Source organism: Acidocella sp., from assembly GCF_035535915.1.
GTDB lineage: Bacteria > Pseudomonadota > Alphaproteobacteria > Acetobacterales > Acetobacteraceae > Acidocella.
In genome coordinates, this window is sequence record NZ_DATLPB010000033.1 from 1 (window position 1) to 22,245 (window position 22,245).

Below are 22,245 nucleotides of genomic sequence, written 5' to 3' on the forward strand. Positions count from 1 at the left end.
CCGCCGCCGTACGTGCCGTCACGCCAGCCACAAAAAACTCAGCCAGACGATCTTGCTGTTTTTCCGTTAAACGACAGTACCTTAGGTCCATAAAACCATCCTAGATCCGCTCAGGATCTGGGACAGCCCCAAAACTTTTGTTTATGCTGGGCCCGAGGCTGTGTCAGCGCCAACGCCCGTGGCCCAGCAAAACAAAGTTTTTTGCTACTTTTTGTTCACAAAAAGTAGTCTCCTTTCTCTCTATGTTGTCTCCCGCCAGATGCGCCGCTTGGTGGCAAGCGCGAGGAGGCTGAGGAAGATCAGGAACAGCACCGCGCGCACCCCGATCTCGCGCCTGGCGTCGAGATTGGGGTCCGCTGCCCAGGCGAGGAAGGCGGAAACATCTTCGGCCTCCTGCGGGAGGCTGGCGGTCACGCCATCGGCATAGGCGACGTCATTTCCTTTCAGCGGCGGCGGCATGGCGATCTGCCCGCCGGGAAATCCGCGATTGTAAAAATGCCCCGGCAGCACCGCGGTACCGGCCGGCGCCGCGAGATAACCGGTGAGCAGGCCGTAAATGTAGCGCGGACCATGCGGGCGCTCGGCGGCGATGTTGGAGAGGTCCGGCGGCATGGCGCCGCTGAAAGCCGAGCCCGGCAGATGCGGGGACTTGAGCCGGTCTTCCAGGCCTGCGTGCCCGCCATTCGCCAGCGTCACGCCGGCCGCGATGCCGCCGGCCTGTTCGGCGGTGAGGCCGAGCGCTTCGAGGTCGCGGTAATGCAGTGCGCTGGCCGCATGGCAGCTTGCGCAGACGCTCTGATAGACCAGGAAACCGCGCTGCACGGCGGCCAGATCGTAGCCGCCCAGCAGGCTTTGCGATTGGAAATGCAGCGGGCTGAGCGTGTCCTCGGCCTGGGCCGGCGCAAAACCACCGAACAGCGGGGCAGCGAGGACAGCGGCGAGCAGAAGACGGCGCATTATTTCTCCTCCATCGCGGTGAGCAGCGGGGTGAGGACCAGAAAATGGAAAAAATACCAGAGCGCGAAGACGATCTGCAGAATTACCGCGAGGGGGGAAGGGCGGCAGGCGGCGGCGAGGCCCAGCGCCAGCACGTCCAGCGCCAGCACCACCACGACGAGCCGGTATAAAAAGCCGGTGCGGCGCGTAGGGTCGGGAGACCGGTCGAGCCAGGGGAGGGCGAAGAGCAGGCCCAGCATGGCGAGCACGGCAATGACGCCGCCGGAATCGCCGGGCAGGAGCACGCGTACCGCGCTCAAAGGGGCGAGGAACCAGGGCGGCGTCGGGTTGATCGGCGCGATCAACCGGCTCGGAGCCACAGCGTTGAGCGGGTTGTCGCCGAAATGCGGGGCGAAAAAGACGAAAACGGCAAAAATCAGCGCGAAGATCGTGAAGGCGACAAAATATTGGGCGGTGTAATAAGGGTGGAACGCGACCGGGTTCGCGGCTTGGGGCTGCGCCGCCTTGCGCGCGGCACGCAGCAGCAGGAGCAGGGCGAACACGGCCACGCCCAGCACGGCGTGCAGCACGGCGAGCCGTGCCAGCGTGCCGGGGCCGTGCGGCCCGCCGAAAAACCAGCCCGCCAGCCGGCCCGGCAACCCAGGCCAGATCTCGGCGCTCAAGCTGGCCTGCATCAGGCTGGCGTTCGCCACCGCGCCGCCGCTCAGCATGTAGCCGAGCCACCCGGCCAGTAGCAGCACCACGGCCAGCGCCACGCTGCCGAGCCAGACGAACTCGCCGCTGCCCTTGTAGAGGCGCAGCAAGATCCCACGGAACAGCAGCAGATAGACCGCGCCGAACAGCATGGTCGTGCCGCTCTGATGGAAGGACTGGATCAGCCAGCCGTAATTAACCTCGCGCCGGATGAACCCGATCGACGCGTAAGGATGCCGGGGATCGTAGTACACAGCCAGCACCAGGCCCGAGGCGGCGAGGACCAACAGCGTGCCGGCGATCAGCGCGGGAAGAGTGTCGAGATAGGGTTGTTCCCGCGCCAGAGACGGCGTTTCGGCGCGGGTACGCCATACCGAAAGTTTCGGCCATCCCCGATCGGACCAGGCTTTTTGGGCTTCTACGTCCATAGGTGCTGTCCCTTATGCAGTTTGAGGAAAGCAGCCGCTTTTTGAAAAAAGCGGAGCAAAAACTTTTATTGACGCTGGGCCTGAGACGCGGAAACGGCACGGGCCCAAATTAACAAAGTTTTTTTGCTTCTTTTTGTTCACAAAAAGAAGCCTTTCTCTTCACTTAGCCTCATATGCCTCAGCCGAGTTGGATTTGCGCGTTGTCGAGAAAGGTGAAAGGCGGGATCGTCAGGTTACGGGTGGCCGGCCCGCCGCGGGCCCGGCCGAGCGGGTCGTAGATGCTGCCGTCGCAGGGGCTGGTCCAGCCATCCAGCGGGCCCCGCGATTCCCCGGGGTTGTTGCCCAGCAGCAGGCAAGGGGTGGCCGTGTTCAACCCGATGACGACCACAATGTCGCCATAGCCGGGCTTGGTGCGCTGGTCGTAGCTGGCGGGGTCGGGCAGGCTGCCCGGCACGACATTCTGGCTGTCGGCGATCTGCGCCTTGGTCAGGCGGCGGATATAGACCGGCTGGCCGGCCCAGATCACAGTGATGCCGGTATTTTCCGCGATGTCGGCGACATTGATGATCGGGCGCGCGACGGCGCTGCGGTCGGCGTTCGGGGCCAGGGCGTCGATGAACGGCCAGATGGCGGCGGCGGTGCCGACGGCCCCGGCGGCGACGGTGAGAATGGTGAGAAAATCCCGGCGCGAGGCGACATCATGTTCGGATGCGTGTGCGGCGTCGGTTGGTTCGGACGTCCCTGCCATTTCGTCTCCTGCGTAAATGGTCGTTGCCTCAAGGCATGACCGGAACGCGGCGGAATTTCAAGAGTGGATGGCGGGGATGCAACGGCGTAAGACACCCGGCATGACCGATTCCCCCGCCCGCCCGGCGCATGAGGCGCTGAAACCCCAGGCCGCTGCATGGTTTTCCGCCCTGCGTGACCGCATTTGCGCCGCGTTCGAGGCGCTTGAGGACAGAGCGGGGGGCACGCCCGGCCGCTTCGTCCGCACCGCATGGGACCGCCCGGGCGGCGGTGGCGGCGTGATGAGCGTGATGCGCGGACAGATTTTCGAGAAGGTCGGCGTTAATATCTCTGTCGTCGACGGGCAGTTCACGCCGGAGTTCGCCAAGAACATGCATGGCGCGACCGAGGATGGTCGCTTCTGGGCGGCGGGCATCAGCCTGGTCGCGCATATGCGCTCGCCGAAAGTCCCGGCGGTGCATATGAACACGCGCATGATCGTCACCAGCAAAGGCTGGTTCGGCGGCGGCGGTGATCTGACGCCGTTGCAGCCGGGCACCGCGGAAGCGGCCGAGGACGCGGCGTTCTTCCACGCTGCCTACCGGGCCGCCTGCGACAAGCATGATCCGGCTTACTACGAGAAATACAAAAAATGGTGCGACGAGTATTTCTACCTGCCGCATCGCGGCGAGGCGCGCGGCGCCGGCGGGATATTCTATGACTATCTCGATTCAGGCAGCGCGGAGGATGATTTCGCCTTTACCCGCGATGTGGGGGAGGCGTTCCTGGCGGCTTATCCGCAGATCGTCGAGCGCCGCTTCCGCGACAGCTTCACGCCGGAAGAGCGCGAGGCGCAGCTCATCCGGCGTGGGCGCTATGTGGAATTCAACCTGCTCTACGACCGCGGCACGACGTTCGGCCTGAAAACCGGCGGCAATACCGAGGCGATCCTCATGTCGATGCCGCCGGAAGTGAAGTGGCCGTAGAAAGAAGCCGCTTTTTAAAAAAAGCGGCGCAAAAATATTTTTGAAATTGGGCCCGTGGCGGTGAACCCAGCACGGGCCCAAACTGACAAAAACCTCACCTTACGGCGTGATGCCAACACCGTGCGGGGTGATGACCACTGACGGAGGCGCCACGTAGACCGGCGGCGGCGCGTAATAGACGGGCGGCGGCGGGGGCGGCGGGGGCGCATAATAGACGGGCGGCGGCGGCGGGTAATAGGCCGGCGGCGGGTAGTAGCCATAGGCTGGGCCGTAGCCGGGATACCAGACCCAAATATGGTGGGGGTTCCAATAGCCATGGCCTTGCCAGCCGCCGCGCCAGGGGCCGTGCCAGCCGCCATGGTCATCATCGCCATGGTCATAGCCGCCATGGTCATAGCCGCCATGGTCATAACCGCCGTGGTGGTAGTCCTGGGCCATCGCGCTCGGGGCCGCCAGAGCCGTAGCGGCGATCATCGCCGCGCCCACGGCCAGCAGTTTCAACTTCATCGAATACTCTCCTTCAGCATGGCTCACATATGGTGATCCACTATGTCGAGTTGGCGGTAGAACCAAGGTAAAATCGTGGCGGCGGAGGAAATTGTATTAAAATCATTGGGATATAAAGCGAAAGTACTTGCGAAACGGCGGCCGCTAAGACAGACTCGGGGCGTGTCCGGCTTATCCTTTCGCTCGAGGAACCCATCGTGCTCCGTGCCCTGAAATATCGCCTCCGCGCCTTGCTGCCGCCGGCTGTTTTTCTGGCCATCACCTGGTATTTCGGCTGGAACGCGATCCACGGTAAAAGCGGGCTCCAGGCGCAGCAGGTCCAGCAGGCGCAGTTGCATCAGGCCCAGCAGGATTACGCCAAGGCGGAATTGCTGCGCACGCAATGGCAGACGCGCATCGCCGATCTGTCCGGGCAATCGATCGAGCAGGACATGCTCGATGAGCAGGCGCGTAAGGTGCTGAACTTGGCCAATCCCAATGATCTGGTGGTCAATTTGGCGCCGGCAAAAAGCCCAGAATAAACACGCGTTTCTTGTGGGGAAGACGACATAATATGTCGTGCCGATGCGCTTCCACAACATTCGGTTTTTTTGCGGCCGGACGCTCCCAGGCGGCAAAAACAGATTAACCGATTTTTGGTTAATCTGTTTTGTTGCAGTGCGGAATGACCAACTTTGCAAGCGCGCCTCTTGCGCGCGGTGCGGTGATGGGCATACCTGCCGGCAACGCGTCGAATTTTTGATGGAGCCCTTTGTATGGCCGCGACCCCAGAGAAAACGAAGAAAGTCCGGAAGACCGACAATTCGATGACTCGCGACGAGTTGCTCGATGCCTATGGCAAGATGCTGCTGATCCGTCGCTTCGAGGAGAAGGCCGGACAGCTTTACGGCATGGGCCTGATCGCCGGTTTCTGCCATCTTTATATCGGCCAGGAGGCCGTGGTGGTCGGCATGCAGCAGGCGATCGATAAAGGCGATGAGGTGATCACCTCCTACCGTGACCATGGCCATATGCTGGCCTGCGAGATGGACCCGAAAGGCGTCATGGCCGAACTGACCGGGCGTTCGGGCGGCTACTCAAAGGGCAAGGGCGGCTCGATGCACATGTTCAGCAAGGAGAAGGGATTCTTCGGCGGGCATGGCATTGTCGGCGCGCAGGTCAGCCTCGGCACCGGGCTCGCTTTCTCGAACTGGTACCGTGAGAACGACCGTGTCAGCCTGACCTATTTCGGTGATGGCGCCTCTAACCAGGGACAGGTCTATGAGAGCTTCAACCTGGCGGCGCTGCTGAAGCTGCCGGTGATCTTCATCATCGAGAACAACCGCTACGGCATGGGCACCAGCATCGAGCGCGCGTCCGGCTCGCACGATTTGTCGGCCAACGGCGCGCCCTGGGGCATTCCCGGCCTGTCTGTCGACGGCATGGATGTCGAGGCGGTGAAGGCCGCCGGGCTGCAGGCGGTGGCGCATTGCCGCGCCGGCAAGGGGCCGTTCCTGCTGGAGATGAAGACCTACCGCTATCGCGGCCATTCAATGTCCGACCCGGCGAAGTACCGCACCCGCGAGGAAGTGCAGCGGATGCGCACCGAGCATGATTGCCTGGATTCCGCCAAGAAGAAGCTCGAGGAGCTGGGCGTGCCGGAGGCGGAGCTGAAGACGCTCGACGACGCCGCCAAGGCACGCGTGCAGGAAGCCGCGGATTTCGCGCAGACCTCGCCGGAGCCCGATGAGGCCGAACTTTGGACCGATATTCTCGTGGAGACGCACTAACATGGCGACGGAAGTACTCATGCCCGCCCTCTCACCGACGATGACCGAGGGCAAGCTGGCGAAATGGTTGAAGCGCCCGGGCGACGAAGTGAAATCCGGCGACGTGATCGCGGAGATCGAGACCGACAAGGCGACCATGGAAGTGGAAGCCGTCGATGAGGGCAAGCTGCTGAAAATCCTCGTCGACGAAGGCACCGAGGGCGTGCCGGTGAACACGGCTATTGCGCTGCTGGGCGCCGAGGGCGAGAGCGCCACGGCTGCGCCCGCGCCGAAAGCGGAAGCCAAGCCGGCCCCGGCGCCGCAGGCCCCCGCCCAGCCGAAGCATGCCCCGACCACGCCGCAGGACATCAAGGAACCCGAGTGGGGCGAGACCAAGCCGACCACGGTGCGTGAAGCGCTGCGTGAGGCGATGGCGCTGGAAATGCGTGCCGATAAGGATGTGTTCCTGATGGGCGAGGAAGTCGCGCAGTATCAGGGCGCCTATAAGATCAGCCAGGGCCTGCTCGATGAATTCGGTCCGCGCCGCGTCATCGACACGCCGATCACCGAGCATGGCTTTGCCGGCATGGCCGTGGGCGCGGCGATGAACGGGCTGAAGCCGATCGTCGAGTTCATGACCTTCAACTTCGCCATGCAGGCGATCGACCAGATCATCAATTCCGCCGCCAAGACGCTGTATATGTCCGGCGGCCAGATGGGCTGCCCGATCGTGTTCCGCGGCCCGAACGGCGCTGCTGCCCGCGTGGGCGCGCAGCACAGCCAGTGCTACGCCTCCTGGTACGCGCACTGCCCGGGCCTGAAAGTGGTCGCCCCCTGGTCGGCCGCCGATGCCAAGGGCCTGCTGCGCGCCGCCATCCGCGACCCCAACCCGGTGGTGTTCCTGGAGAACGAGATTCTCTACGGCCATAGCTTCGAATGCCCGACCTCCGACGATTTCATCCTGCCGATCGGCAAGGCGAAGATCGAACGCGCCGGCACCGATGTGACGATCATCGCCTTCTCGATCATGGTCGATGTGGCGCTGAAGGCCGCGGACGCGCTGGCCGAGCAGGGCATCTCGGCCGAGGTGATCAATCTGCGCACCATCCGCCCGCTCGACGTCGAGACCATCGTGGCCAGCGTGAAGAAGACCAGCCGCGTCGTCAGCGTCGAGGAAGGCTGGCCGTTCGCCGGCATCGGTTCGGAAATCGCCATGACCGTGGTCGAGCATTGCTTCGACTGGCTCGACGCCCCGCCGGTCCGCGTCGCCGGGCTCGATGTGCCGATGCCTTACGCGGCCAATCTGGAAAAAATGGCGCTGCCGCAGCCCAACTGGGTTGTGGACGCGGTCAAGAAACTCTTTTGAGGGAAGCTTCGCATGTCCACCAACATCCTGATGCCGGCCCTGTCACCGACCATGACCGAGGGCAAGCTCGCCCGGTGGCTGAAAAAAGAGGGTGACGAGATCAAATCCGGCGACGTGCTGGCCGAAATCGAAACCGACAAGGCGACGATGGAAGTCGAAGCCGTCGATGAAGGGTTCCTGGCCAAGATCGTCGTGGCCGACGATACCGAAGGCGTGCCCGTGAACGCGGTGATCGGCATTCTCACCGCGACCAAGGGCGAGGCCGTCGACGCGCCGAAGGAAGCGCCCAAGCCGGCCGCCGCCAAGGAAGCGGAACCGGCGAAAGCCGCAGAGCCTGCGAAACCCGCCTTGGCGGCGCAGCCGGTGAGCGCGCCGGCCCAGGGCGAGCGCATTTTCGTCTCGCCTCTGGCCAAGCGCATGGCCAAGCAGGCCGGCATCGACCTTGCCACCATCAAGGGCTCCGGCCCGAACGGGCGGATCGTGAAAGCGGATCTGGACAAGGCCGGCGCCGCGCCGGCCGCAGCTGCCGCGCCCGCAGCCCAGGCCGCCGCGCCCAAGCCTGCCGCGCCCGCGCCGGTCATCACCGCCCCGCACAAGAAGATCCCGAACTCGACCATGCGCAAGGTCATCGCCAAGCGCCTGCTCGAATCCAAGCAGACCGTGCCGCATTTCTATGTGAGCACGAACATCGAGATCGACGCGCTGCTGAAGCTGCGCGCCGAGCTGAACGCAAAATCGCCGAAGGAAGGTGCCGGCGCCTTCAAGCTCTCGGTCAACGACATGGTGATCAAGGCCTGCGCCGTGGCGCTGCGCCGCCACCCGATGGTCAATTCCACCTACACCGAGGAAGCGATCATCCAGTATGACGACGTCGATATTTCCATCGCCGTCGCCATTCCGGACGGGCTGATCACGCCGATCATCCGCAAGGCAGACGCGCAAGGGCTGGCGGCGATCAGCAACAGCATGAAAGACCTTGGGAGCCGCGCCAAGGCCGGCAAGCTCAAGCCCGAGGAGTTCCAGGGCGGCGGCTTCTCGATCTCCAATCTCGGCATGTTCGGCGTTTCCGAGTTCTCGGCCATCATCAACCCGCCGCAATCGGCCATCCTGGCCGTCGGCGCGGGCGAGAAGCGGGCGGTGGTGAAGGGGGACAATATCGTCGTCGCGACCGTGATGACCGTGACCCTCTCCTGCGACCACCGTGTCGTCGATGGCGCGCTGGGCGCGGAATTCCTCGCCACGCTGAAATCCATCATCGAAGAGCCGCTGAGCCTGATGCTGTGAAGCTCCGGGCTGCCAGGCCGGACGATGTGCCGACCATTCTCGGTCTCATCCGTCTCCTGGCGGCTTTCGAGCGGGAACCGGATGCCGTGGAAACCACCGCCGAACGGCTGCATGACGCGCTGTTCGGCGCAACGCCCGAGGCGGAGGCGCTGATCGTGGAGTGCGACGGCGTCCCTGCCGCTTTCGCCATCTGGTACCAGACATTCAGCACCTGGACCGGACGGCCGGGGCTGTATGTTGAGGATGTGTTCGTCCTGCCGCGACACAGAAGGCGCGGCATCGGCCGGATGATCTTTTCCTACCTGGCAAACCTTGCCGTCTCGCGCGGTTATGGCCGCATGGAATGGTCGGTGCTGGAGTGGAACGAGCCGGCGATAGGCTTCTATCAAAGCCTGGGGGCCGCCCCGCAATCCGAATGGCACAAATATCGTTTGACCGGCGCGGCCCTGGCGGCCTGCTGCCACTGACACAAAATCCTGAGGAGCAGAGAGATGGCTGAGGAGCAGAAATTTGACCTGATCGTGGTCGGCGGCGGCCCCGGCGGCTATGTCGCGGCGATCCGTGCGGCGCAGTTGAAGATGAAGGTCGCCGTGGTCGAGGCCAAGCATCTCGGCGGCATCTGCCTCAATTGGGGCTGCATTCCGACCAAGGCGCTGCTGCGCTCCTCCGAGATCAATCATCTGCTGCACAACATGGGCGAATTCGGCTTTTCCGCCGATAACGTGAAATTCGACCTGGACAAGATCGTGAAACGCTCGCGCGCGGTCTCCAAGCAGCTCGCGTCCGGCGTTGCGCATCTGCTGAAGAAGAACAAGGTCACGGTGTTCGACGGCTACGGCAAGCTGGCCGGCCAGGGCAAGCTTGAGGTGACCAAGGACGGCAAGCCGGTGGCCACGCTGGCGGCCAAGAACATCATTCTCGCCACCGGCGCGCGGCCGCGCCAGATCCCCGGCATCGAGGTCGATGGCAAGCTGATCTGGAGCTATTTCGAGGCGATGGTGCCGGAGAAGATGCCGAAATCCATGCTGGTGATCGGCTCCGGCGCGATCGGCGTGGAGTTTGCCAGTTTCTACCGCAATCTCGGCGTGGACGTGACCATCGTGGAGATGCTGGACCGCATCCTGCCGGTGGAGGACGCGGAAATTTCCGGCCTCGCGCGCAAGGCGTTCGAGAAGCAGGGCATGAAGATCTTCACCGCCGCCACGGTGAAAGGCGTGCAGAAGGGCGCCGACAACGTCACAGTCACGGTGGAAGCCGGCGGCAAGGAGCAGAAAATCACCGTGGACCGGGTGATTTCCGCGGTCGGCATTGTCGGCAACGTGGAAAATATCGGCCTTGAAGGCACCAAGGTGAAGGTCGACCGCACGCATATCGTCGTGGACGGTTTCGGCCAGACCGGCGAGCCGGGCGTGTATGCGATCGGCGACGTCGCCGGCCCGCCCTGGCTGGCGCACAAGGCCAGCCATGAAGGTGTGATCTGTGTCGAGAAGATCGCCGGGCTGCACCCGCATCCGCTCGACACCGGCAACATTCCGGGTTGCACCTATGCGCGGCCGCAAGTGGCGTCGGTGGGCATGACCGAAGCCAAGGCCAAGGAATCCGGGCGCGAGATCCGGGTCGGCCGCTTCCCCTTCATCGGCAACGGCAAGGCGATTGCCCTGGGCGAGCCGGAAGGCCTGATCAAGACCATCTTCGACGCCAAGACCGGCGAATTGCTGGGCGCGCACATGATCGGCGCGGAAGTGACCGAGATGATCCAGGGCTTTGTGGTGGCGCGCACGCTGGAGACCACCGAGGCGGAATTGATGCACACCGTGTTCCCCCACCCCACGGTCAGCGAAGCCATGCATGAATCCGTGCTTGACGCCTATGGGCAGGTTATCCATTTCTAGCCGCACCCGGGCCTGCCGGGCATGACGGCAGGCCTGTATACCGGACTTGAAGGCGCGGTTACAGGTAACGCATGACAACACGCATCGAGATCGACCACCGGGTTCGCCATCCCGAAAAGCAAGGGCGGCCTGACAACCCGATCAGCCGCAAGCCGGCCTGGATTCGTGTGAAGGCGCCCACGCACCCGATCTACCACGAGACCCGCGCCTTGATGCGCGACAAGAAGCTGGTGACCGTGTGCGAGGAGGCGGCGTGCCCGAACATCGGGGAATGCTGGTCGCAGCGCCACGCCACAATGATGATCATGGGCGAGATCTGCACCCGTGCCTGCGCATTCTGTAACGTGAGCACCGGCGTGCCGGCGCCGCTGGATGCCACCGAGCCGCAGCGCGTGGCGGAAGCCGTGGCCACGCTGGGCCTGCGCCATGTGGTGATCACCTCGGTCGACCGCGACGATGCGGCGGATGGCGGGGCGGCGCATTTCGCCGCCGTGATTTCCGCCATTCGCGCCGCCGCGCCCGACACCACCATCGAGATTCTCACCCCGGATTTCCTGCGCAAGCCGGGCGCGATCGAAGTGGTGGCGGCAGCCCGCCCGGACGTGTTCAACCATAATCTTGAGACGGTGCCCCGGCTGTACCCGACCATCCGCCCCGGTGCGCGTTACTATCAATCGCTGCGGCTGCTGGACCGGGTGAAGCAGATCGACCCGTCGATCTTCACCAAATCCGGGCTCATGGTCGGGTTGGGCGAGGGCAAGCCGGAGATTGGCCAGGTGATGGACGATTTGCGCGTCGCCGACGTCGATTTCCTCACCATCGGCCAGTATCTGCAGCCGACGATCAAGCACGCGGCGGTGGACCGCTACGTGACGCCGGAAGAATTCGAGGAATATGCGGCAATTGCGCGGGCCAAGGGATTCCTGCAGGTTTCCGCCACGCCGCTGACCCGTAGCTCCTACCACGCGGACGCGGATTTCGCGGCGCTGCGGGCGACGCGCGAAAAGAGGCTGGCAGAGGTGCAGCCGGCGTGACGACCTATGCGGAGAAACGGGTCGTCCGGTATTCGCCGGCGCAGCTTTTCGCGCTGGTAGCCGATGTCGCGAAATATCCAAGCTTTCTGCCCTGGTGCGTCGCGTCGCGCATCCGCAGCCATGTCGGGAACGATGTGGTGGCCGACCTCACGATCGGTTTCGGCCCGTTTCGGGAAAGCTTCACCTCCCGGGTGAAGCTGATCCCGCCCGATGCGACGGGAGCCTGCGCGATCAAGGTGGAATATGAGAACGGCCCGTTCAAATATCTGCACAACCGCTGGACCTTCACCCCGCACGCCGAAGGCTGCCTGGTGGATTTCTTCGTCGATTTCGAGTTCCGCAATTTCGTGCTGCAAAAGGCGATCGGCACGGTGTTTGCCGAGGCGGTGCGGGTGATGGTGAATGCCTTCCTCAAGCGTGCGAGGACCATCTACGGCCCCCCGGCGGTTGAGACCGTGCAGGTGGAAAGCAAGGCGACGGTTTAGCTAAGCAGGCAAGCACAAGCAAAGGAAGGAAGCGCTACTTTTTGTGAACAAAAAGTAGCAAAAAAACTTTGATTTTATGCTGGGCATGGGCGTTGGCGCTGACGTTGCCCATGACCCAGCATAAAAAAAGTTTTTGCGGCGCTTTTTTCAAAAAGCGCCTGCTTTCTTCCTGCTTATCCTGTCGCTTTCTTTTTTGTCTTTGCCTTTGTAACCAGCAGCGGCGCGAGGAAGCGTCCGGTATAGCTCCCCGGCGTGGCGACGATGTCTTCCGGCGTGCCGAGGGCGATGATCTGGCCGCCGCCGGCGCCGCCTTCGGGGCCGAGATCGATCACATGGTCGGCGGTCTTGATGACCTCCAGATTGTGCTCGATGACGATGATCGTGTTGCCGGCATCGACCAGCGCGTGCAGCACTTCCAGCAGCTTGCGGATATCCTCGAAATGCAGGCCGGTGGTGGGTTCGTCGAGAATATAGAGCGTGCGCCCGGTCGGCCGCTTCGCCAGTTCCTTGGCGAGCTTGATGCGCTGCGCCTCGCCGCCTGAGAGTGTCGTGGCCTGCTGGCCGAGCTTGATGTAGCCGAGCCCGACGCGGGAGAGGAGCGAGAGCCGGTCGTGGATTTTCGGCACCGCCTTGAAGAAGCCCATCGCCTCGTCCACCGTCATGTCCAGAACGTCGGCGATGGATTTGTCGCGGAACTTCACTTCCAGCGTTTCGCGGTTGTAGCGCTTGCCTTTGCACGTGTCGCAGGTGACGAACACGTCCGGGAGGAAGTGCATCTCGATTTTCAGCACGCCGTCGCCCTGGCAGGCCTCGCAGCGCCCGCCTTTCACGTTGAAGGAGAAGCGGCCCGGCTTGTAGCCGCGGGTGCGCGCTTCCGGCATTTCCGCGAACCAGTCGCGGATCGGCGCGAACAGGTCGGTATAGGTGGCGGGGTTGGAGCGCGGCGTGCGGCCGATCGGCGACTGGTCGATGTCGATGATCTTGTCGAGCTGCTCCAGCCCTTCCAGCCGGTCGAACGGGGCCGGGACTTCGCCTGAGCCCATCAGCCGGCGTGAGACCGCCTTGTAGAGCGTGTCGACCACCAGCGTGGATTTGCCGCCGCCGGAGACGCCGGTGATGCAGGTGAACACGCCGAGCGGGAAGGAGGCCGTAACGTTTTTCAGATTATTCCCGCGCGCGCCGATGAGTTTCAGCACGCGCCCGGCCTGGGCCGGGCGGCGCGGGTGCGGCAGCGGGATCATGCGCCGGCCGGAGAGATAGTCGCCGGTGATGGATTTGGGGTTGGCCGCGACTTCCGCCGGCGTGCCTTGCGCCACCACATAGCCGCCATTCATGCCGGCCGCCGGGCCCATGTCGATCAGATGATCGGCGGCGCGGATCGCGTCTTCGTCATGCTCCACCACCAGCACGGTGTTGCCCAGGCGCTTCAGCCGCCGCAGCGTGCCGAGCAGGCGCTCATTGTCGCGCTGGTGCAGGCCGATGCTCGGCTCGTCCAGCACGTAGAGCACGCCGGTCAGGCCCGAGCCGATCTGGCTGGCGAGCCGGATGCGCTGGCTCTCACCGCCGGAGAGTGTGGCCGAGCCGCGCGCCAGAGTGAGGTAATCGAGCCCGACATCGAGGAGGAATTGCAGCCGCTCACTGATCTCGCGCAGAATCCGCCGGGCGATTTCCAGCCGTTGCGGGGTCAGCGTGTCGGCCACGCCGGCGAACCAGGCGCAGGCATCGGCGATCGACATCTCCGCCACCTCGGCGAGATTTTTGGTCGCCACCTTCACCGCGAGCGCCTCCGGCCGCAGCCGCGCGCCGTGGCACACGGCGCAGGGGCGGTCCGCCTGGTAGCGCGTCAGTTCCTCGCGCACCCATACGGAATCGGTCTCGCGCAGGCGGCGTTCGAGGTTTTTGATGACGCCTTCGAACGCCTTCGTGACCGTATAGGCGCGCGCCGAATCCTTGTAGGTGAAGTCGATTTCGGTGCGTCCGGTGCCGAACAGGATGCCGTTGCGCACGTCTTCCGGCAGCTTCTCCCAGGGCGTGCTCAGCTTGATGCCGAAATGCTTGGCAAGGCTCGCCAGCGTCTGGTCGTAATAGGGCGATTGCGCGTTCACCCAGGGCATCACCGCGCCCTCGTTCAGCGCCCGCTGCTCGTCCGGTACCACCAGATGCGGGTCGAAGAACGTCTCATGCCCCAGCCCGTCGCAGGCCGGGCAGGCGCCGTGGGGGGAGTTGAAGCTGAACAGACGCGGCTCGATCTCTTCGATGGTGAAGCCGCTGACCGGGCAGGCGAAACGCGAGGAGAAGACCGTGCGCGTCTCGTCGTCGGCATTCTCGGCATAGACGATGCCGTCGGATAGTCCCAAGGCGGTTTCAAAGGAATCGGCCAGGCGCTTTTCGACGCCGGGCTTGACCACCACGCGGTCCACCACCGCCTCGATATCGTGCTTGAGCTTCTTGTTCAGCGCCGGCACCTGGTCGATCTCGTAGAGCTTGCCGTCCACCTTGGCGCGGGTGAAGCCGCGGCGCTGCAGCTCGGCCAGCTCCTTTTTATATTCGCCCTTGCGGTCGCGGATCACCGGGGCCAGCAGCAGCAGCCGCGTGCCTTCCTTCATGTCCATCACCCGGTCGACCATCTGCGCCACGCTCTGCGCCTCGATCGGCAGGCCGGTGGCGGGCGAATAGGGCACGCCGGCCCGGGCCCAGAGCAGGCGCATGTAATCGTGGATTTCCGTGACGGTGCCGACGGTGGAGCGCGGGTTGTGCGAGGTGGTCTTCTGCTCGATGGAAATCGCCGGGGAGAGTCCCTCGATGCTGTCCACATCCGGCTTGCCCATCAGCTCCAGGAACTGGCGGGCATAGGAGGACAGGCTCTCGACATAGCGGCGCTGGCCTTCGGCATAGATCGTGTCGAAGGCCAGCGAGGATTTGCCCGAGCCCGACAGGCCGGTGATCACGGTCAGCTCCTCGCGCGGGATCTCGATGTCGATGTTCTTCAGGTTGTGCTCGCGGGCACCCCGCACCGTGATGAACCCGGCGCCTGTTGTCTTCGCCATATCTATTCCAGATGTTCGTGTAATGTTCTGTACGATATGGAAAGAGCCGGCGGAATGCAAATGTCCCGGCGCAGGTCAGAGATAAGAAAGTGGCCGCTTTTTAGAAAAAAGCGGCGCAAAAACTTTTTTTACGCTGGGCCGGTGGGGGGGAAACCGGTGCGGCCCGAACGCTCTTTCAGGCGTCAGCGGTGGCGAGCTTGGAGCTTCTCTCGCTCGGTAGGGCTGCCTTGCCGCTATGTTTCCAGACCAGCCGGTACAGCAGACCGCACACGGCGCCGCCCAGCAACTGGGCCGCGACATACAGCCCGACCTCGCTGTAATTGCCGACCGCCACGGCAGGGCCCAAGGTGCGGGCCGGATTCACGCTGCCGCCCGTGATCGGGCCAAAGGCCAGGATGCAGACCGTCACTGTCATGCCGATGGCGATGGGCGCCAAAGCGCCCGCGGTGCCGCGCAGCCCCGCGTTCAGCACTGTGTTCGCGAGGAAGAACGTGCCGATCGCCTCGAGCGCGAAGCCGCCCGTCAGGGTGGTGCGGTGCAGGTTGATCATGGTCGCGCCGAGATCATGGGGCGCGGCGGGGCCGTAGATGAGCAGCAGTGCTTGCGCCCCGGCGATGCCACCCAGGAGCTGCACGAGGATGACCGGGATGGCATCGAGCAGCGAATGCTCCCCGGCGACGACCGCGGCAACGACGAGGGCCGGGTTGATGTAGGAACCGCTGTCCTTCCCGTAGGCATAGGCGAAAGCCATGATCACAAGCCCATGTGCGAGGGCAATACCGGCGATCTGGTTTGACCCCAGGACCGTGACGGCGCCGGCACCGATAAAGATGAGCGCGAAGGTTCCGATGAATTCAGCCAAGAGTGGTTTTGCGAGACGCATGGTCGTTCTCCTGTTTTCCGATGAGGAAGCAGGTGTGGTGGCGTTCAGGGATTCCACCCAGACGAAATATAAAGTCTTTCTAACATTATGAAACGCCTTTCATACAGGCTTAAGTAGACGGTCCCGCAGCGCGCCCGTATAAAACTTGGCCGTCATGCCGGGTCGGCGGGCCGTTATTTTTTTGAATTATTTCGGCGGGACAAGAAGATTTGGCAAATGTGCTCCTCATAGAGGATGACGGCGAAACCGCGGAAGAGATCGCGCTGGAACTGGAGCGCTTCGGCCATGCTGTGATCACGGTAGACAGCGGCCGCAACGGGCTTGAAGCGGCGCGGCAGGATTTTGACGTGCTGATCGTCGACCGGCTGCTGCCCGGACTGGAGGGGCTGGACGTGATCAAGACGATCCGCCGTGAGGGGATCCGTACCCCGGCGATCGTGATCAGCGCGCTCGGGCGGTTGGATGATCGGGTGCGCGGCCTGCGTGCCGGTGGCGATGACTATCTGCCGAAACCTTTCGCCTTGATCGAGCTGGTGGCGCGGATGGAGGCGGTGTTGCGGCGCCCGGCGGAAACGCGCGAGACACGCCTGCGTCTTGGGCCTTTGGAAATCGACCTGTTGTCGCGCCGTGCCTCGCGTTCCGGCCGCCTTCTGGACCTGAACGGACGGGAGCTGGATCTACTCGAATATTTCCTGCGCCGGCCTGGAGATATCGTGACCCGCTCGATGCTGCTGCAGGATGTATGGGGATACCGCTTCGAACCGCGCTCAAATGTGGTGGACGTGCATATGAGCAAGCTGCGGCGCAAAGTGGACCTGCCGGATGAGACTCCGCTGTTTCGGAACGTGAGAGGACAGGGATACCGGCTTGACCAACCTCGTTGAGGTGCTGCGGACGACCACCGTACGATGGAGCGCCGCGATCGCCTTGGCGCTGCTGCTTCAGTGGGCGGTTTTATGCGGGCTGATCTATTGGTGGACGGTGCGCCACGCTGAAATCCGCATCGACACCCAGTTGGTTGCCGATTGCACGAGTTTTGCGAAACTTGATCCCCACGATCTGAGCGCCGCCGTCAACGCCATGGTCGCGGCGGATCTGCACCGCACCCGTCCGGCTGCGGTGTTCGCGCCGGATGGGCATGTTCTGGCAGGCAATATCGTGACTTTGCCGCCGGAGCTGATCGCCCGCAGGGGGCCTATATCGGTTGGGTTGATACGCAGCCAGCCGCCAAATCTCCCGCCGGATCTGAGCCGCGCCATTGCCTGTCCGACCGCCGGCGGCGGCCATGCCGTCTTCGCGGAGGATATGGATTTCCTGACGCGTTTGCGTCTGTTGATCGGGCGCGCCCTTTTGCTGGTTACCGCACCCGCCGGCGCGACTGCCATCGGGCTCGGCATGTGTCTCAGTCTGCGTGCGCAGATGCGCTTTCGCATCGTCCGCCGCGCGGTTGAGGATGTGATGGCCGGCAAGCTGCAACAGCGCTTGCCGGTGCATTCCACGCTAGACCCGTTTGACCGCCTCTCCAGCGCCGTGAATGCGATGCTCGACCGGCTGGAGGAAGCGGTGACGGATTTACGCGCCCTGGGGGATGATATTGCCCATGAGCTGCGCACGCCGCTGACCCGCCTGCGCGCGCGGCTGGAGCGCGGTTACCAGGATGCGGCCTCGCCGGAAGAGTTCCGCGAGCTCGGCGAACGTGTATTGCACGATGTCGACCATGCGCTGTCGATGGTCTCTGCGATCCTGCGGATGCGGGAAATCGATGATAGTGCGCGAGCGGCCCATTTCACGCGCGTCGATGCCGCGCGGCTGCTGCGGGATGCGGCGGAACTCTATCTGCCGAGCGCCGAGATGCGTGGCATCTCGCTGCATGTCGATGACGGCCCCGCCGCCTATTGCCTGGCCGACCACGACCTGCTGATGGAGGCGGTCTGCAATCTCATCGACAATGCGGTAAAGTTCACACCAATCAACGGTGCCGTGCGTTGCGAGCTGCGCGGCGAAAATGGCATCGCGAGGGCGATCCGCGTGATCGATACGGGGCCGGGCATTCGCCCCAGCGAGCGCGAGGTGGTGCTGCGGCGCTTCCACAGGGGGCCGCAGCAAAATTCCGTGGCGGGGCATGGCATCGGCCTTGCGCTGGTCGCGGCGATCGTGCGGCTGCACGGTTTTTCGATGCGGATCGAGGACGCGGCGCCGGGCTGCGATGTGACGATTTTCTGCAGTTCGGCGTGAGGATCAGCCCGTGCTCGCTTGTTTTTCGCGGTCGGCTTCCAGCAGGTCGGCCAGCTCGGTCGCCGCCTGTTCGGTGGTTTGAATCAGGCGCCGTTCATCATCGGCATAAGCATGGGTTTCCCTGAGCAGCTCTTCGTCATGGGTACGAAACAGCGCGACCGTGCGCCGCGCCATCGCCTCGCCGATGCCGAGTCCGTTGAGGGCCAGTTCCGACATGCGCAGCGCCGAGAAAAACGTTTCGCGGACGATTTCGCGGACGCCGAGATCCATCAGCCGGTGCGCATGGTTGCGGTCATGCGCGCGGGCGATGATGGTCAGATGCGGGAATTCCCGTTGGGCCATGGCCGTGAGCGTGAGAATGGCCTCGCGATCGTCCAGGGCGATGATCAGGATCTTGGCGCGCGCCGCCCCGGCTGCGCGCAGCAGCTCCAGCCGGGTCGGGTCGCCGAAATAGATTTTCGGGCCGAAGCGGCGCACCGCTTCGATCCGCTTCGCATCGGAGTCCAGGGCCGTATAAGCGATGCGTTGCACGCTCAGCACGCGGCCGACGATCTGCCCCATGCGGCCGAAGCCGCAAATAATGACCGGGATGTCTGCAGGCTCGATCCGGTCGGCGGGCCGCGTCTCGCGTTTGGGCTGCAGGCGCGGGATGAGCAGCCGTTCCGACCCCGCAAACAGGATCGGCGTGATGATCATCGACAACGCGATGATCAGCGTCGCCATGTCGGCGGTGGGTTTGGCCATCACGCCCGCCTGGGTGGCGGCGGCGAACAGCACGAAGCTGAACTCGCTGCCTTCGGGCAAGGCGCTGGCGAAACGCAGCGCGCTGGTGAGGTTGCGCCGCTTGAGCCAGCCCGCGGCGAAGGTGATGGCGATCTTGACGAGCACCAGAAGAATCAGCCCGGCGAAGATGGCGCCAGGTTGGCGCAGCACCAGGCCGAGGTCGGCGGACAGGCCGACGGAAATGAAAAAGAAGCCGAGCAGCAGCCCCTCGAAAGGTTCGATGTCCGTCTGGATCGCATGGCGATATTCGGAATCGGAGAGCATCACCCCGGCCATGAAGGCGCCGAGCGAGGTTGAGAGCCCGGCCCATTGCGCCAGCGCGGCGGTGCCGGCCACCAGCAGCAGGGCGGTGGCGGTGAACACTTCCGGCGAACGCAGCCGGCCGACCAGGCGGAAGAGATGCGGCACGGCCAGGGTGCCGCCCACCAATATCACCGCGACCGCGATCAGCCCCCGCACCACGGGCTGCCAGGGGATCTCCGCGGCGTTGGGCAAATGGTGCGGCAGCAGCGGCACGCCATGCCCCAAAAGCGGCACCAGCGCGACGAGCGGGATGAACATGATGTCCTGGAACAGCAGCACGGCGAAACTGTCGCGCCCGGCGGTGGTGCTGAGCAGTTTGCGGTCGGCCAGCATCGGCAGCACGATGGCGGTGGAGGAAAGCGCCAGCCCGGCGCCGAGCACGATGGAATCGTGCCAGGCGATGCCGGCCAGATGCGCCAGCAGCGCGATCGCCGCCGCCGTCGGCACGAGCTGGCCGAGGCCGAGCTCGAGAATCGTGCCACGCAGGATCCACAAACGGTGCGGCCGCAATTCCAGCCCGATCAGGAACAGCAGCATCACCACGCCGAGTTCGGAGACCGCGGTGATCTGCCCGCTTTGCCGCACCAGCCCGAAGCCGGCCGGGCCGATCGCCACGCCGGCGATCAGATAGCCCAGAATGCTGCCCAGCCCGAGCAGCCGGGTCACCGGCAGGGCGATGACGCTGGCGCCGAGCAGCGCCACCAGGGTTTCCAGCATGCTTTGGCTCCCGGGTTGTACGGTCGCGGGGACCGAGGATCGTGAACCTATGCTAGGTGGCCCGTTTGCCGGGGGATGGCAACGTCCGAGGACTGTCTTTCTGCGTCCGGGGCGGATAGTATCGCCAAACGCAAGGTTGTCGTGAGCAAGAGGAGGTCGGCATGGCTGGTAGTGTGAACAAGGTGGTACTCGTGGGGAATCTCGGACGGGATCCGGAGGTCCGCAACGCGCAGTCGGGCATGAAGATCGTCAATCTGGCGGTGGCCACCTCCGATAGCTGGAATGATAAGGCCACCGGCGAGCGCAAGGAGCTGACCGAGTGGCACCGCGTCGTCATCATGAACGAGCGGCTGGCCGATGTTGCCGAGAAATATCTGCGCAAGGGCTCGAAAGTGTATATCGAGGGCAAGCTGCAGACCCGCAAATGGACCGACCAGTCTGGCCAGGAAAAATACACGACCGAAATCCTGCTCGGCCGTTTCGGTGGCGAATTGGTGTTGCTCGACCGCCCGGCCGGCGGCGGCGCCGCCGGTGGCGACGATTACGCCGCCTCGCGCCCGGCCTCTTCCTCCCCGCGCGCCGCGGCCCCGGCAGCGCGCGCCGTCGGCGGCTGGGACACGCGCCCCGGCAATAACGAGATGGACGACGAAATCCCGTTCTAAGGAAGGGCCGCCATTGCTAGTGGCACCCGGTCCATGATGCTGAAGATTCCAGTTGACCAGAGGAAGCTCATACAGTTACCTGAGCGGTATGGAATCCGTTATTTGCCACATCGCAGCGGACGGTCGACGCCGCCATCTCCTGATGGGTGGCCGACGTTTGTGCACGCGCTGAGCGAAAACGCACATTGAAAACAAGGCCTCCGTCGGCAGCGACGAGGGCCTTGTTTGTTTTGGGAATTCTTCGTCGCTCCTCTCAACCACCAAGGAGCATGCGATGTCCCCGACAACCTACCCTTCAGATTCAGGCGCGCCCCTCAATCCTTTTGCAGCGGTCATGGAAATCACGCCACGGTCGCCAATCATATTCGTCTCCGGGCAGGGATCTTGGCTGACGGACAGTACAGGCCGTCGCTACCTGGATTTCATCCAGGGCTGGGCGGTGAATTGTCTGGGCCATTCGCCGAAACCGCTTATCGAGGCGCTGACCCGGCAAGCGGCGCAACTGCTAAACTGTAGTCCCGCTTTTTATAACGATCAGATGGTCCGCTTGTCCGACCTGCTTGCGGCTCATAGCGGGCTGCATCACGTGTTTCTGGCCAACAGCGGCGCCGAGGCAAACGAGGGCGCGATCAAGCTCGCCCGCAAATGGGGTGCCAAGCACAGGGATGGCGCGTTTGAAATTATCACCATGGATCACGGCTTTCATGGGCGGACCCTCGCCACCATGGCTGCATCCGGTAAGCCGCAATGGGAACAGCTTTACGAGCCAAAGGTGCCGGGCTTTCCGAAGGTACCGTTGAACGACCTCGACGCTGTGGCCGCTTCCATCACACATCGGACGGCGGCTGTGATGCTGGAGCCTATTCAAGGAGAGGCCGGTGTCTTCGAGGCGACAATCCCATTCTTGCGTGCGGTTCGAGCGTTGACCCGCGAACAGGGGGTGCTGCTGATATTGGATGAAATACAGACCGGCATCGGGCGCACCGGCGATCTATTCGGCTTCGAGCATGCCGGAATTACGCCGGACATAATGACCCTGGCGAAGGGACTCGGCGGCGGCGTGCCGTTGGCCGCCCTGCTGGCCCATCGCGAGGTGTCCTGCTTCGACTATGGCGATCAGGGCGGCACGTTTTGCGGCAATCCGCTAATGGCCGCCGCAGGCTGCGCGGTGATTGAAGAGGTTAGCAGACCCGCTTTCCTGGCGCGTGTTAAGCAAGCCGGCCGGCGCGTTGCGGACGGCTTGCTTGGCCTATCGCGGAAGCATGGGTGCAGTGAGGTTCGCGGCCAGGGGTTGTTGCTCGCGCTCAACCTGGGCCGCGATAATGCCGCCCAAGTGGTCAACCTGTGCCTCGAACGGGGAGTGCTGATCAATGGTCCTCGGCCCAATGCGCTCCGCTTCATGCCCGCTTTAACGGTGACCGATGACGAGATCGACCGGATGCTGGATGTGCTGGACGAAGTACTCGGGGAGGTGAAGGCGCAGTAGTCAGCCTTTTGTTCAGCCACGCC

The 22,245-nt window shown here is 63.8% G+C and carries 20 protein-coding genes; 13 read left to right on the plus strand and 7 right to left on the minus strand.

Annotated features, from left to right (window positions below; translation table 11 throughout):
* Positions 1-240: 240 nt before the first annotated feature.
* From VNC39_RS04550 to petA, 3 genes are all read right to left on the minus strand, one after another.
* A complete protein-coding gene (locus VNC39_RS04550; RefSeq protein WP_325396628.1) occupies positions 241-957 on the minus strand; it encodes a cytochrome c1 in 717 nt (238 codons plus the stop codon).
* Positions 957-2,078: a cytochrome b N-terminal domain-containing protein gene (locus VNC39_RS04555; RefSeq protein WP_325396630.1), complete on the minus strand. Its 1,122-nt coding sequence runs from the start codon at positions 2,076-2,078 to the stop codon at positions 957-959. The genes VNC39_RS04550 and VNC39_RS04555 overlap by 1 nt, the downstream gene beginning before the upstream one ends.
* A gap of 178 nt (positions 2,079-2,256) precedes the next feature.
* Entirely contained in the window at positions 2,257-2,826 is a 570-nt protein-coding gene (petA, locus tag VNC39_RS04560) for a ubiquinol-cytochrome c reductase iron-sulfur subunit (protein WP_325396632.1), read from the minus strand.
* A 100-nt stretch (positions 2,827-2,926) separates the two neighbouring features.
* On the opposite strand from petA, the gene hemF reads away from it, so the two are divergent.
* Positions 2,927-3,790, plus strand: a complete 864-nt coding sequence (gene hemF, locus VNC39_RS04565) for an oxygen-dependent coproporphyrinogen oxidase (protein WP_325396634.1) — start codon at positions 2,927-2,929, stop codon at positions 3,788-3,790.
* Positions 3,791-3,889: 99 nt separating this feature from the next.
* On the opposite strand, the gene VNC39_RS04570 is transcribed toward hemF, so the two are convergent.
* Entirely contained in the window at positions 3,890-4,297 is a 408-nt protein-coding gene (locus tag VNC39_RS04570; protein WP_325396636.1) for a hypothetical protein, read from the minus strand.
* Between the two features lie 197 nt (positions 4,298-4,494).
* On the opposite strand from VNC39_RS04570, the gene VNC39_RS04575 reads away from it, so the two are divergent.
* The 8 genes from VNC39_RS04575 (at position 4,495) to VNC39_RS04610 (ending at position 12,106) form a co-directional block, all read left to right on the plus strand.
* Positions 4,495-4,818 (plus strand): FtsB family cell division protein, encoded by a 324-nt coding sequence (locus VNC39_RS04575; protein WP_325396638.1) that lies wholly within the window; start codon positions 4,495-4,497, stop codon positions 4,816-4,818.
* Positions 4,819-5,103: 285 nt separating this feature from the next.
* Positions 5,104-6,066: a pyruvate dehydrogenase (acetyl-transferring) E1 component subunit alpha gene (gene pdhA, locus VNC39_RS04580; RefSeq protein ID WP_325396683.1), complete on the plus strand. Its 963-nt coding sequence runs from the start codon at positions 5,104-5,106 to the stop codon at positions 6,064-6,066.
* Between the two features lies 1 nt (position 6,067).
* Positions 6,068-7,411, plus strand: coding sequence for a pyruvate dehydrogenase complex E1 component subunit beta (locus VNC39_RS04585; RefSeq protein WP_325396640.1), 1,344 nt, complete (start codon positions 6,068-6,070; stop codon positions 7,409-7,411).
* A 12-nt stretch (positions 7,412-7,423) separates the two neighbouring features.
* Entirely contained in the window at positions 7,424-8,695 is a 1,272-nt protein-coding gene (locus VNC39_RS04590; protein ID WP_325396642.1) for a pyruvate dehydrogenase complex dihydrolipoamide acetyltransferase, read from the plus strand.
* Positions 8,692-9,162: a GNAT family N-acetyltransferase gene (locus VNC39_RS04595; protein ID WP_325396644.1), complete on the plus strand. Its 471-nt coding sequence runs from the start codon at positions 8,692-8,694 to the stop codon at positions 9,160-9,162. Before VNC39_RS04590 ends, VNC39_RS04595 begins: the two co-directional genes overlap by 4 nt.
* Before the next feature lie 24 nt (positions 9,163-9,186).
* A complete protein-coding gene (gene lpdA, locus VNC39_RS04600; protein WP_325396646.1) occupies positions 9,187-10,587 on the plus strand; it encodes a dihydrolipoyl dehydrogenase in 1,401 nt (466 codons plus the stop codon).
* 71 nt (positions 10,588-10,658) lie between these two features.
* Entirely contained in the window at positions 10,659-11,621 is a 963-nt protein-coding gene (gene lipA / locus VNC39_RS04605) for a lipoyl synthase (RefSeq protein WP_325396648.1), read from the plus strand.
* Positions 11,618-12,106 carry a type II toxin-antitoxin system RatA family toxin gene (locus VNC39_RS04610; RefSeq protein ID WP_325396650.1) on the plus strand — a complete coding sequence of 163 codons (489 nt, stop codon included), beginning with the start codon at positions 11,618-11,620 and terminating at the stop codon, positions 12,104-12,106. Before lipA ends, VNC39_RS04610 begins: the two co-directional genes overlap by 4 nt.
* 173 nt (positions 12,107-12,279) lie before the next feature.
* Here the strand turns inward: VNC39_RS04610 and uvrA are convergent, their stop codons facing one another.
* Together uvrA and VNC39_RS04620 are read right to left on the minus strand one after the other, a co-directional pair.
* Positions 12,280-15,153 (minus strand): excinuclease ABC subunit UvrA, encoded by a 2,874-nt coding sequence (uvrA, locus tag VNC39_RS04615; RefSeq protein WP_325396652.1) that lies wholly within the window; start codon positions 15,151-15,153, stop codon positions 12,280-12,282.
* A gap of 175 nt (positions 15,154-15,328) precedes the next feature.
* Entirely contained in the window at positions 15,329-16,036 is a 708-nt protein-coding gene (locus VNC39_RS04620; protein ID WP_325396654.1) for an MIP/aquaporin family protein, read from the minus strand.
* Positions 16,037-16,245: 209 nt separating this feature from the next.
* On the opposite strand from VNC39_RS04620, the gene VNC39_RS04625 reads away from it, so the two are divergent.
* The gene (locus VNC39_RS04625) at positions 16,246-16,920 is read left to right on the plus strand and encodes a response regulator transcription factor (protein ID WP_408840186.1); all 675 of its coding nucleotides are present in this window, start codon (positions 16,246-16,248) and stop codon (positions 16,918-16,920) included.
* The gene (locus VNC39_RS04630; RefSeq protein ID WP_325396656.1) at positions 16,904-18,271 is read left to right on the plus strand and encodes a sensor histidine kinase; all 1,368 of its coding nucleotides are present in this window, start codon (positions 16,904-16,906) and stop codon (positions 18,269-18,271) included. Before VNC39_RS04625 ends, VNC39_RS04630 begins: the two co-directional genes overlap by 17 nt.
* Positions 18,272-18,274: 3 nt before the next feature.
* On the opposite strand, the gene VNC39_RS04635 is transcribed toward VNC39_RS04630, so the two are convergent.
* The gene (locus VNC39_RS04635) at positions 18,275-20,074 is read right to left on the minus strand and encodes a cation:proton antiporter (RefSeq protein ID WP_325396658.1); all 1,800 of its coding nucleotides are present in this window, start codon (positions 20,072-20,074) and stop codon (positions 18,275-18,277) included.
* A gap of 161 nt (positions 20,075-20,235) precedes the next feature.
* Here VNC39_RS04635 and ssb point away from each other — a divergent pair, with 161 nt between their 5' ends.
* Together ssb and VNC39_RS04645 are read left to right on the plus strand one after the other, a co-directional pair.
* Positions 20,236-20,736, plus strand: a complete 501-nt coding sequence (ssb, locus tag VNC39_RS04640; protein ID WP_325396660.1) for a single-stranded DNA-binding protein — start codon at positions 20,236-20,238, stop codon at positions 20,734-20,736.
* Between the two features lie 274 nt (positions 20,737-21,010).
* The gene (locus VNC39_RS04645; RefSeq protein WP_325396662.1) at positions 21,011-22,222 is read left to right on the plus strand and encodes an acetylornithine transaminase; all 1,212 of its coding nucleotides are present in this window, start codon (positions 21,011-21,013) and stop codon (positions 22,220-22,222) included.
* The last annotated feature ends 23 nt before the right edge of the window (positions 22,223-22,245 follow it).